At 51.2% G+C, this 11,873-nt stretch carries 13 protein-coding genes; 9 read left to right on the plus strand and 4 right to left on the minus strand.

The features are described 5' to 3' along the window. Nucleotides 1-49 precede the first annotated feature (49 nt). Nucleotides 50-238 carry a YdiH family protein gene (locus OGY18_RS06905; RefSeq protein ID WP_003030540.1) on the plus strand — a complete coding sequence of 63 codons (189 nt, stop codon included), beginning with the start codon at nt 50-52 and terminating at the stop codon, nt 236-238. 67 nt (nt 239-305) lie between these two features. Here the strand turns inward: OGY18_RS06905 and OGY18_RS06910 are convergent, their stop codons facing one another. Beyond that, complete coding sequence (locus OGY18_RS06910) at nt 306-1,157, minus strand: Vmh family MBL fold metallo-hydrolase (RefSeq protein ID WP_286552362.1); 852 nt, start codon at nt 1,155-1,157, stop codon at nt 306-308. A gap of 122 nt (nt 1,158-1,279) precedes the next feature. Between OGY18_RS06910 and OGY18_RS06915 the strand changes: the two genes are divergently transcribed. From OGY18_RS06915 to ldtE, 8 genes are all read left to right on the plus strand, one after another. Next, nucleotides 1,280-2,155, plus strand: a complete 876-nt coding sequence (locus OGY18_RS06915; protein WP_286552364.1) for a LysR family transcriptional regulator — start codon at nt 1,280-1,282, stop codon at nt 2,153-2,155. A 488-nt stretch (nt 2,156-2,643) separates the two neighbouring features. Beyond that, nucleotides 2,644-3,012 (plus strand): Fe-S cluster assembly scaffold SufA, encoded by a 369-nt coding sequence (sufA, locus tag OGY18_RS06920; protein ID WP_003832645.1) that lies wholly within the window; start codon nt 2,644-2,646, stop codon nt 3,010-3,012. A gap of 8 nt (nt 3,013-3,020) precedes the next feature. Beyond that, on the plus strand, nt 3,021-4,508 hold the full coding sequence (gene sufB / locus OGY18_RS06925; RefSeq protein ID WP_286552366.1) for a Fe-S cluster assembly protein SufB: 1,488 nt from the start codon (nt 3,021-3,023) through the stop codon (nt 4,506-4,508). A gap of 16 nt (nt 4,509-4,524) precedes the next feature. Continuing rightward, complete coding sequence (gene sufC / locus OGY18_RS06930) at nt 4,525-5,271, plus strand: Fe-S cluster assembly ATPase SufC (protein WP_286552368.1); 747 nt, start codon at nt 4,525-4,527, stop codon at nt 5,269-5,271. Then, entirely contained in the window at nt 5,246-6,517 is a 1,272-nt protein-coding gene (sufD, locus tag OGY18_RS06935) for a Fe-S cluster assembly protein SufD (RefSeq protein ID WP_286552370.1), read from the plus strand. Before sufC ends, sufD begins: the two co-directional genes overlap by 26 nt. Further along, the gene (gene sufS, locus OGY18_RS06940; protein ID WP_191236242.1) at nt 6,514-7,734 is read left to right on the plus strand and encodes a cysteine desulfurase SufS; all 1,221 of its coding nucleotides are present in this window, start codon (nt 6,514-6,516) and stop codon (nt 7,732-7,734) included. The genes sufD and sufS overlap by 4 nt, the downstream gene beginning before the upstream one ends. Nucleotides 7,735-7,746: 12 nt before the next feature. Further along, complete coding sequence (gene sufE / locus OGY18_RS06945) at nt 7,747-8,163, plus strand: cysteine desulfuration protein SufE (RefSeq protein ID WP_003832654.1); 417 nt, start codon at nt 7,747-7,749, stop codon at nt 8,161-8,163. 123 nt (nt 8,164-8,286) lie between these two features. Further along, the gene (gene ldtE, locus OGY18_RS06950; protein ID WP_126319827.1) at nt 8,287-9,291 is read left to right on the plus strand and encodes a L,D-transpeptidase LdtE; all 1,005 of its coding nucleotides are present in this window, start codon (nt 8,287-8,289) and stop codon (nt 9,289-9,291) included. Between the two features lie 68 nt (nt 9,292-9,359). Here the strand turns inward: ldtE and lpp are convergent, their stop codons facing one another. The 3 genes from lpp to ynhH all read right to left on the minus strand — a co-directional run bounded on the left by lpp (nt 9,360) and on the right by ynhH (nt 11,520). Continuing rightward, nucleotides 9,360-9,596: a murein lipoprotein Lpp gene (gene lpp, locus OGY18_RS06955; RefSeq protein WP_003029373.1), complete on the minus strand. Its 237-nt coding sequence runs from the start codon at nt 9,594-9,596 to the stop codon at nt 9,360-9,362. Between the two features lie 309 nt (nt 9,597-9,905). Continuing rightward, nucleotides 9,906-11,318 carry a pyruvate kinase PykF gene (gene pykF / locus OGY18_RS06960; RefSeq protein ID WP_003029366.1) on the minus strand — a complete coding sequence of 471 codons (1,413 nt, stop codon included), beginning with the start codon at nt 11,316-11,318 and terminating at the stop codon, nt 9,906-9,908. 7 nt (nt 11,319-11,325) lie between these two features. Then, entirely contained in the window at nt 11,326-11,520 is a 195-nt protein-coding gene (gene ynhH / locus OGY18_RS06965) for a protein YnhH (RefSeq protein WP_242637968.1), read from the minus strand. Nucleotides 11,521-11,873 lie beyond the last annotated feature (353 nt).

An 11,873-nucleotide genomic window follows, 5' to 3' on the forward strand; every position in this document is an offset into this window, starting at 1 on the left:
CAGGGAATGGTGTTATACTGTGCAGGTTTTGAACACAAGCGAGGATGATATGTCTACCCAATTAGACCCGGCCCAACTGGCAATAGAGTTTTTACGTCGTGATAAAACCGATCTTTCACCGGCTCAGTACCTGAAAAGGCTGAAACAGCTTGAGCTGGAGTTTGCAGATCTGTTAGCACTCTCTTCAACTGAACTGAAAGAAGAGATCTATTTTGCCTGGCGCATGGGCGTTCATTGATTCCGGTATGCTTATCGTAACGAAACCCCGACATGCGTTCGGGGTTATTTTTTGCCTTAAATCTTCATTACCACTTCATCTCGCCACTGTTAACCTTCGCACTTAGTTCCAGCGAGCTTACGTCTGCAAGGCCTGGCCATGCTGCCGTCATGGTTTTAATCACATAGTCCGATCCTTTCTTCGCCCCTAGCGCCTGCTCAAACGACTGCAAATAGTCCTGAGTGAAGCGGATCGCTTTATCGCCGGTTGGGCGTTCACCAATGTAATGACCCGGGACCACCTGAGTGGGCTGTAAGCTCTGCATTTCGCTCAGCACGCTACGCCATGCACTACGTTGTTGTTCAGACTGTGTATCCGCCGTCCAGACGTGAATACCTGAAGCCACGCCTGTGCCGCCAATAATGGCTCGATTCGCCGGGATCCAGATATACGCTGCATAATCGTTGGCGTGACGCAGTTCCAGCGTTTCGCCATCAACCGTGAACTGCGTTTGCGTAGTCGCCTGCGGAACGGTGAGCGATGTTGGCGCGCCGTCCTTCATTTGCGAGCCCCAGAACTGCAGCTTGGCCTCTTTGGTGGCGCGGATATGGTCTACCACCTGCGGCGTTGCCAGGACTTTTACCTGTGGGAAGGCTTTGACGATGGGTTGCAGACCAAAATAGAAATCCGGATCGCCGGAAGTGATCACGATAGCCTTCAGCGTTTTACCGCTGGCGCGAATCATCTGAACCAACTGTTCGCCATCTTTGGTGCTGAACTGGGCGTCAAACAAAATCGCCTCTTTTGGGCCAGACACCAGCGTCGAAGAAACCGGGAAAATAGCCTTATCCTGTGGATTATAGACGTCCAGCTGTAGCGGCGCGGCGAAAGCTGAAGACGCAAACAGAGGTAACAGCAGAGCCAGAGTTTTAATTTTCATACCAGGTAACCTTGTGCAGGAAATTGTCTTTTGATAGTTCCCGTATTTTAAGGCAATTCGGATCTGTTAGAATTCCCTCATTAGGACATGCTGAGTTTCATAAAACGATCGGATGGGATGCAATGGACAGAGTGATGGCGGCAACGGTATTCAACCATATCTGTGATTTGGGCAGTCTGAGCGCTGCCGCGCGTGCGCTGGGGCTTTCCCGTCCGATGGTCAGTCGTTACCTCGACGAGATGGAAAAATGGGCAGGTGCAAGGCTTATCCATCGCTCATCGCGTCGCTTGACGATCACGCCAGCGGGTGAAGAGGCATTACTGAAGACGCGTTCTCTGGCGCAACTTTCGCTGGACATAGGTGCCGCCAGTGGAGCGCAAATTCCCTCCGGCACGCTACGTGTGGCCTGCGCCCATTTTACTGCCATGCATATTCTTGCTCCGGTTCTGCCGTCGTTTATGGAGCAATATCCGCAATTACGTATTGAGGTGGAGATCAATAATCAACCGGTAAGCCTTGTGGGGGAACGCATCGATGTGGCGATCCGCATAACGGAAAATCCCGAGCCAGGAACCATCGCCCGTCGGTTGGGCGACTGTAAATCGGTTCTTTGTGCGTCTGTCGAGTATCTGCATCAGCATGGCACGCCTGAGACAATCGACGATCTCACACGGCACAATTGCCTGTACTACAGCGGTTTTGCCGGACAATCCTGGCACTTTCTGGATGCCCAAGGCCAGGCAGTTTCCGTTGCAATCAGAGGCAATTTGAGCGCCGGGATATCTTCGCTGCTCTGCGAGTCGGCGCTGGCAGGAATGGGGATCGCGTTGGTGCCAGAGCTGGAGGTGCGAGAAGGGCTTGCGCAGGGAAAGCTAATTCGATTACTGCCAGAACTTCAACCTAAATGCCTGCCGATATATGGTTTATACCTTTCGCGTGAACATCAACCCGCAGGGCTACGCCTGCTGCTGGACACGCTCAGTGAGGCACAGTGTTAAATATGTGATTGAACGCGTTTATAAAAGAGTCAAACCGCAATTAGTGTTAAAAAAAACTAATCAGTGTATGAGATTCTTCTTATCGCCCCTTCAAGAGCTAAGCCAATATGAGTGCCGGAGATAAGCGCCGGATGGGGCCGGAACCCTTAAGCCTGCCAACAAGCAGACTTAAGGGTTTTTTGTTGCTTGTTTATTATTTGAATTGTTTTTCCCTACCTTCATCCCCACCTATCCCTTAAATAGACATTTTCTATACATCTTTTGTCATTTGACCTGACTGAACGATTGGATTTTCATAATCCATTATTAATCAATGCATTGAACAAAATAATCCATCCCTGTAAACCCTCGCTGCAGGGTCTATGCTTAGTAAAAGTAGCCAAAAAGGGCGATTAACCCGAATGCCCCTGCTGTTGAGGGGTTGAAGTGATAATCATTATCACTAACATGATGTTATAGCTTTAAAGCTAGTGACTCGAGGTAACCCTATGGAATTGCATTCAGGAACATTTAACCCGGACGATTTTGCCTGGCGTGGACTGACGTTAACGCCAGCGGCTGCGGCGCATATCCGTGAGCTGGTGGCAAAGCAACCTGACATGTTGGGCGTACGGTTAGGCGTGAAGCAAACGGGGTGCGCGGGATTCGGCTACGTGCTGGATACCGTCCGCCAACCCGAAAAAGACGATCTGCTGTTTGAAACGGAGGGCGCCAGACTTTACGTACCGTTACAGGCGATGCCGTTCATTGACGGCACAGAAGTCGATTTCGTTCGCGAAGGATTAAACCAGTTATTTAAATTTCATAACCCGAAAGCCCAGAACGAATGCGGCTGTGGCGAAAGTTTTGGGGTATAGGCGGTACTATGTCTCGTAATACTGAAGCAACTGACGATGTCAACACCTGGGCTGGCGGGCACCTTAATTACAAAGAGGGCTTCTTCACCCAACTGCAAACCGATGAGCTGGCAAAAGGGATCAATGAAGATGTCGTGCGCGCGATTTCGGCAAAACGAAATGAACCCGACTGGATGCTGGAATTTCGCCTGAATGCCTTTAAAGCGTGGCTGACCATGGAAGAACCACACTGGCTTAAAGCGCATTACGACAAACTGAATTATCAGGAGTACAGCTATTACTCCGCACCTTCCTGCGGTAACTGCGATGAAACCTGTGCGTCTGAACCGGGAGCGGTACAGCAAACGGGCGCGAATGCATTTTTAAGCAAAGAGGTTGAGGACGCATTCGAACAGCTTGGCGTGCCGGTACGTGAAGGCAAAGAAGTGGCGGTTGATGCTATTTTCGACTCGGTATCGGTAGCGACTACTTATCGTGACAAACTGGCGGAACAGGGCATTATTTTCTGTTCGTTCGGTGAGGCGATCCATGACCATCCTGAGCTGGTAAAACAATATCTGGGAACGGTCGTTCCGGGTAATGATAATTTCTTTGCCGCGCTGAATGCGGCAGTGGCGTCCGATGGGACGTTTATCTATGTGCCGAAAGGCGTGCGTTGTCCCATGGAGCTCTCGACTTACTTCCGAATTAATGCGGAAAAGACCGGGCAGTTTGAACGCACCATTCTGATTGCGGATGAGGGCAGCTACGTCAGTTATATCGAAGGTTGTTCAGCTCCGGTACGTGACAGCTACCAGCTGCATGCAGCGGTGGTGGAAGTCATCATCCACAAAGATGCTGAAGTGAAATACTCGACGGTGCAAAACTGGTTCCCTGGCGATGGTAACACCGGCGGCATTTTGAACTTCGCCACCAAGCGTGCGCTGTGCGAAGGCGAAAACAGTAAAATGTCGTGGACGCAGTCGGAAACCGGCTCGGCCATTACCTGGAAATACCCAAGCTGCATTCTGCGTGGCGATAACTCCATCGGCGAATTCTATTCCGTCGCGCTGACCAGCGGACACCAGCAGGCCGATACCGGCACCAAGATGATCCACATCGGCAAGAACACTAAATCGACCATTATCTCGAAAGGGATTTCCGCCGGGCACAGCCAGAACAGCTATCGCGGTTTGGTGAAGATCATGCCGACCGCCACCAATGCCCGCAACTATACCCAATGCGATTCGATGCTGATCGGCGCGGACTGCGGGGCGCATACCTTCCCGTATGTCGAGTGTCGTAACAATAGCGCCCAGCTTGAGCACGAAGCCACAACGTCGCGTATTGGTGAAGACCAGCTGTTTTACTGCCTGCAGCGCGGGATTAGCGAAGAGGATGCCATTTCGATGATCGTGAATGGTTTCTGTAAAGACGTGTTCTCTGAACTGCCGCTGGAATTTGCCGTGGAAGCGCAAAAACTGCTCGCCATCAGCCTTGAACACAGCGTCGGTTAAAATTTAAGGAAAGCACATGTTAAGCATTAAAGATTTACAGGTCAGTGTCGAAGATAAGGCGATTCTGCGTGGGCTCAGCCTTGAGATTCGCCCCGGAGAAGTCCACGCCATTATGGGACCGAACGGTTCCGGGAAAAGTACGCTGTCTGCCACGCTCGCTGGCCGTGAAGACTATGAAGTCACCGGCGGGACGGTGGAATTTAACGGTAAGGATTTACTGGAACTGTCGCCAGAGGATCGGGCCGGTGAAGGGATCTTCATGGCATTCCAGTATCCGGTGGAAATCCCTGGCGTTAGTAACCAGTTTTTCCTGCAAACGGCACTGAATGCGGTGCGAAGTTACCGTGGCGAAGAGTCGCTGGACAGGTTCGACTTCCAGGACCTGATGGAAGAGAAAATTGCGCTGCTGAAGATGCCGGAAGATTTGCTCACGCGCTCGGTTAACGTCGGTTTCTCCGGTGGTGAGAAAAAACGGAATGACATTCTGCAAATGGCCGTGCTGGAGCCTCAGCTATGCATTCTTGATGAGTCAGATTCCGGGCTGGATATTGATGCGCTGAAAATCGTTGCGGATGGCGTGAACTCGCTGCGTGACGGGAAACGCTCATTCATTATCGTCACTCACTATCAGCGCATCCTGGACTATATCAAACCCGATTTTGTTCACGTTCTCTACCAGGGGCGAATTGTGAAGTCCGGCGATTTTACGCTGGTCAAACAACTGGAGGAGCAAGGTTATGGCTGGCTTAGCGAACAGCAGTAACGTGCTGCAACAGTGGCACCATCTGTTTGAGACGCAAGGGGAGACACGCTCACACCATGCGCAGCAGCACTTGCAACAGATGCTGCGCCTGGGGCTGCCAACGCGTAAACATGAGGACTGGAAATACACGCCGCTGGAGGGATTAACCAACAGCCAGTTTGTCAGTCATGTCGCTGAGATAACGTCAGCCCAATGTGCAGCGTTGTCGCCGACAATTGATGCTGTACGACTGGTGTTTGTTGACGGGCAATTCTTTCCAACGCTCAGCGACAGCACAGACGGTAGCGGTTTTGACATTACCATTGACGATGCGCACCAGGCGCTGCCAGCGGCTATCCAACCGGAAGTGTTTTTGCACCTTACCGAAAGCCTGTCCCGTAGCGTAACGCACATTCAGGTGAAGCGTAACCAGCGCCCCGCGAAACCGCTGCTGCTGCTGCATATAACCCAGGGGCTGGCGGGCGACGAGGTGAATACGGCGCACTATCGCCACCATCTGGAGCTGGCGGAAGGCGCAGAAGCCACCGTCATTGAACACTATGCCAGCCTCAGCGAGCGTCGCCATTTCACTGGCGCACGCTTAACGATGAACGTCGCGGCAAACGCCCATTTGCGCCATATCAAACTGGCGTTCGAAAATCCGCTCAGCCACCACTTCGCGCATAATGACATTCAATTGGGCGCGGATGCGACTGCCGTTAGCCATAGTTTCTTGCTTGGTGATGCGGTATTGCGCAATAACACCAGTACGCAGCTTAACGGCGAAAACACCACGCTTCGGCTGAACAGTCTGGCGATGCCGGTGAAAAATGAAGTCTGTGATACACGGACCTGGCTTGAGCACAATAAAGGGTATTGCAACAGTCGCCAGCTGCATAAAACGATTGTCAGCGATAAGGGGCGGGCGGTATTCAATGGTCTGATCAACGTCGCCCAGCACGCTATCAAAACCGACGGTCAGATGACCAACAATAATCTGTTGCTCGGAAAGCTGGCGGAGGTGGATACCAAGCCACAGCTCGAAATCTACGCCGACGACGTGAAATGCAGCCACGGGGCGACGGTAGGACGGATCGACGACGAGCAGATGTTCTATCTGCGTTCACGCGGAATCGGTCAGCAGGATGCTCAACACATGATTCTCTATGCGTTTGCCGCTGAGCTGACGGAAGCCCTGGGCGATGAAACGCTGAAACAACAGGTACTGGCGCGGATCGCCCAACGCTTGCCGGGAGGCGCAGCATGACATTTCCCATTGAAAAAGTACGGGCTGATTTTCCGGTCCTGATGCGTGAAGTGAACGGTTTGCCGTTGGCGTATCTGGACAGTGCTGCCAGCGCGCAAAAACCCAATCAGGTGATTGATGCTGAAGCAGAGTTTTATCGTCACGGCTATGCGGCAGTCCACCGCGGTATTCATACGCTGAGCGCCCAGGCCACGGAAAAAATGGAAAATGTGCGCAAGCTTGCCTCGTTGTTTATTAACGCCCGCTCAGCGGAAGAGCTGGTGTTTGTTCGTGGTACGACGGAAGGCATCAATCTGGTGGCGAACAGCTGGGGCAGCAGCAATGTGCGAGCGGGCGATAACATTATCATCAGCGAAATGGAGCACCACGCCAATATTGTGCCCTGGCAGATGCTGTGTGCCCGCGTAGGGGCAGAGCTGCGCGTTATCCCGCTCAATGCCGATGGTACGTTGCAACTGGAGACGCTGCCGACGCTGTTTGACGAGCGCACGCAACTGCTGGCGATTACCCACGTGTCTAACGTGCTTGGTACCGAGAACCCGTTATCGGAAATGATTGAGCTGGCGCATCAATACGGCGCAAAAGTGCTGGTGGATGGCGCACAGGCGGTGATGCATCATCAGGTGGATGTCCAGGCACTGGATTGCGATTTTTATGTTTTCTCCGGGCATAAACTTTATGGACCAACCGGTATTGGCGTTCTGTATGCCAGAGAGTCGCTGTTGCAGGAGATGCCACCCTGGGAAGGCGGTGGTTCAATGATTGCGACGGTGAGTTTGAGTCAGGGAACAACGTGGGCCAAAGCCCCCTGGCGTTTTGAAGCCGGAACGCCAAACACCGGAGGTATTATCGGACTCGGCGCGGCTATTGAGTATGTTTCAGCACTGGGGCTTACTGAAATCAGCGAATATGAACAGTTCATGATGCGCTATGCATTGGAGCAGCTGGCAGATGTACCTGATTTGACGCTCTACGGGCCGGATAACCGCCTGGGTGTGATTGCATTTAACCTTGGTAAACATCACGCCTTTGACGTCGGCAGTTTTCTTGATAACTATGGAATAGCCGTGCGGACGGGACATCACTGCGCTATGCCGCTGATGGCCTACTATAACGTTCCTGCTATGTGCCGGGCGTCGATTGCAATGTACAACACCCATGAAGAAGTGGATCGCCTGGTAACGGGCCTCAAGCGTATTCATCATTTACTGGGCTAACAGGGAGGCGTTATGGCTGCGCTACCGGATAAAGAAAAGTTGTTGCGTAATTTTCTGCGTTGCGCTAATTGGGAAGAGAAATACCTGTACATTATTGAGCTGGGTCAGCGTTTGCCGGAATTAAACGACGACCTACGCTGCCCGGAAAATAGCATCCAGGGATGTCAAAGTCAGGTATGGATTGTTATGAACCAGAATGGCGAAGGGATTATTGAATTACAGGGCGACAGTGATGCGGCAATTGTTAAAGGACTTATTGCCGTGGTATTCATTTTGTATGATCGCATGACGGCCCAGGATATTGTGAATTTTGATGTGCGTCCGTGGTTTGAAAAAATGGCGCTCGCACAGCACCTCACACCGTCTCGTTCACAAGGGCTGGAGGCGATGATTCGGGCTATTCGCGCCAAAGCCGCAACTCTTAGCTAAACTGATAAAACACGTTAACTTTCAGACCGACTTGAAAGCGTTCGTGTAAGGCAACGCAGTGACTCGTAAGCCGGATTGGGCGCTCGCCGCGGTCCGGCAAGAACGCCAGGGGGGTGAGTGAGTATGAAACGCGCGTCTGTTATTACGTTAATGCTAATCGGCGCTTACAGCGCTATTCAGGCCGCATGGGCGGTCGATTATCCTTTGCCCCAGGCGAATAGCCGCCTTGTTGGGCAAAACCAAACCTACACCGTGCAGGAAGGCGATAAAAATCTACAGGCGATAGCCCGTAAGTTTGATACCGCTGCCATGCTGATCCTTGAAGCCAACAATACTATTGCCCCCGTACCTAAACCCGGAACCCTGATTACTATTCCCTCACAATTACTGCTGCCGGATGCACCACGCGAAGGCATTATTGTGAATCTGGCGGAACTGCGTCTGTATTACTTCCCGCCGGGAGAGAATATTGTTCAGGTATTCCCAATTGGTATCGGTTTGCAGGGGCTGGAAACGCCGGTAATGGAAACCCGGGTTGGGCAGAAAATCCCGAATCCTACCTGGACCCCTACACCAGGCATCCGTAAACGCTCTCTGGAGCGCGGCATCACATTACCGCCTGTTGTACCTGCCGGGCCAAATAACCCGTTAGGACGCTTTGCACTGCGTCTGGCGCATGGAAACGGTGAATATCTGATCCATGGCACCAGCGCGCCGGACAGTGTGGGCCTACGTGTGAGTTCTGGTTGTATTCGCATGAACGCGCCGGACATTAAAGCACTGTTTGCCCAGGTCCGCACAGGCACGCCGGTCAGAGTGATTAATGAGCCGATAAAATATTCGATTGAGCCGAACGGCATGCGGTATGTCGAAGTGCATCGACCGCTGTCACCGGAAGAGGAACAAAACGTCCAGACCATGCCGTATGTGCTGCCAGCCGGTTTTACCCAGTTTAAAGACAATAACGCGGTAGATAACAGTCTGGTGGAAAGGGCGTTGTATCGTCGCGCAGGTTATCCGGTCACCGTCACTGCCGGGCAAGCATCGGTCGCGAGCAATGGGCCAGAAGTGAAGTCTGCGCAAAATGGCGTGCCGGGAGAGGATGCTGAGGTGCGCGCTACGCAATAACAGGGAAGGGGAATTCAGAGCAAAAAAAATGGCGCACAATGTGCGCCATTTCTATTACACAGATACTATTACTTGCGGTATTTAGTAGCTGCGTTGTCCAGACGCTGGTTAGCGCGTGCTGCGTCATCTTTAGCAGCCTGAACGTCGGAACGCATTGCGTTCACGTCGTTGCTCAGCTGGTCAACTTTAGCGTTCAGAGTCTGAACGTCAGAAGACAGCTGATCGATTTTAGCATTGCTGGAGCAACCTGCCAGCAGAGTAGAACCCAGGATTACCGCGCCCAGTACCAGTTTAGTACGATTCATTATTAATACCCTCTAGATTGAGTTAATCTCCATGTAGCGTTACAAGTATTACACAAAGTTTTTTATGTTGAGAATATTTTTTTGATGGGAATGCACTTATTTTTGATCGTTCGCTCAAAGAAGCATCGAATTGTGCAAAAACGGCTAAAAACCCGAGTGAAAACAGAAAGCTTCCATCGGATTCATCTTAGATAATCACGGATTAGATAGTGAAATCCGATTTGATTTTTTATTAATTGTGGCTATCGATTAAATAAAAAAAGCGCCACCAGGGCGCTTTTTTAAGCAAATTAATTCGCGTTGGAATTATTACAGCACGTGAACGGATGCGGTGTTGGTGGTGCCGCTCGGAACCAGTGCACCAGAAACCATAACCACAACGTCACCTTTCTGAGCCAGACCGCTTTCCAGAGCGACTTCTTTACCCAGACGATAGAAATCATCGGTAGAGCTGATTTCTTTAACCACCTGTGCAACAACGCCTTTGCTCAGCACCAGCTGACGCGCGGTAGTTTCGTTGGTGGTCAGCGCCAGGATGGTGGCATCCGGGAAGTATTTACGTACTGCGCGAGCAGATTTACCACCCTGGGTTGCGACGACGATCAGCGGCGCGTCCAGTTTTTCAGCAGTTTCAACCGCGCCACGGCAAACGGCTTCGGTGATGCGCAGTTTGCGGCTGTCGTTGTTGAAGTCCAGACGGCTGGTCATCACACGGTCAGTACGCTCACAGATGGTCGCCATGATGGTAACGGCTTCCAGAGGGTATTTACCTTTTGCAGACTCGCCAGACAGCATTACTGCGTCGGTACCGTCGAGGATGGCGTTCGCTACGTCACCGGCTTCAGCGCGGGTCGGACGCGGGTTTTTGATCATGGAGTCCAGCATCTGGGTCGCAGTGATAACGACTTTACGTGCACGGATACATTTTTCGATGATCATCTTCTGCGCGAAGATAACTTCTTCAACCGGGATCTCAACGCCCATATCGCCACGCGCAACCATGATGCCGTCAGACGCTTCGAGAATTTCGTCGAAGTTGTTCAGGCCTTCCTGGTTTTCGATTTTGGAGATGATCTGGATGTTTTCGCCGCCGTGCGCTTTCAGGTGCTCACGGATTTCAACGACGTCAGAACGTTTACGGATAAAGGACGCTGCAACGAAGTCAACGCCTTGCTCGCAACCGAAGATCAGGTCTTGTTTGTCTTTTTCAGCCAGTGCTGGCAGCGCGATGGAAACGCCCGGCAGGTTAACGCCTTTGTTTTCGCCCAGGTCGCCGTTGTTCAGCACTTTACAGATAACTTTGTTACCTTCGATGGCGGTAACTTCCATGCCGATCAGACCATCGTCAACCAGAACGGTGTTGCCGACGGACAGATCTTTAGTGAAGCCTTCATAAGTAACAGCAACGATTTCGTTGTTGCCTACGACAGATTTGTCGGTGGTGAAGGTGAAGGTCTGGCCCGCTTTCAGGGAAACGTCGTTACCGCCTTCCAGTTTGATGGTACGGATTTCCGGACCTTTGGTGTCGAGCAGGATTGCGGCTTTCTTGCCGGTTTTGCTCATGACGTTGCGCAAATTCTTGATGCGCTGACCGTGTTCTGCGTAATCACCGTGGGAGAAGTTCAGACGCATGACGTTCATGCCCGCGTCCAGCATTTTGGTTAACATCTCTTCGGATTCGGTTTTCGGACCGATGGTGCAAACAATTTTCGTCTTTTTCATGACAGTCTTAGTCTTTAAGTTGAGAAGGATATGGAAATCTGGCTCCCGCCGCGCACGGACGGGAAGCTAAACCTGAGTTACGAAAGTTGTGATGCCTCGCTCTAAGGATAGGTGACATCGAAAGAGCGTGCAGAGGAATGTGTGCTTGTGTTTCAGCCCAACGGGATGGTGAGTTTTGTAGTCGTTGAGTTTTACAGGTCAATGTGCTGAAACCATTCAAGAGACAATTGGCGCGCATTATACGCTGAAAATTATCAAAAAGGAAAATGGAAACAGCGTTTCAAAACACTTCTGTGCAGTTTTACAATAAATATTCATTAATTTGTTCATCGGTATGGATAAAGAGGTTATCGGGCGTTGCGTTCTGTTGCGCAACAAACTGCATTTAACATCCTGATGACTATGTTTTATACGGTTGACGTTGATCTTGTACTATATTTCTAAAAGTTATATCAAATTCGTTTTAATTCATTCTAAAAGCCAATTCCACTGATTACACTCGTTTGGACATCCATACTGCTAAACAGCTAAAAGCGATAGCAGAAGAACAATAAG

The sequence above is a fragment of the Citrobacter sp. Cpo142 genome (assembly GCF_030332425.1).
In the GTDB taxonomy this organism is placed as follows: Bacteria; Pseudomonadota; Gammaproteobacteria; order Enterobacterales; family Enterobacteriaceae; genus Citrobacter; species Citrobacter portucalensis.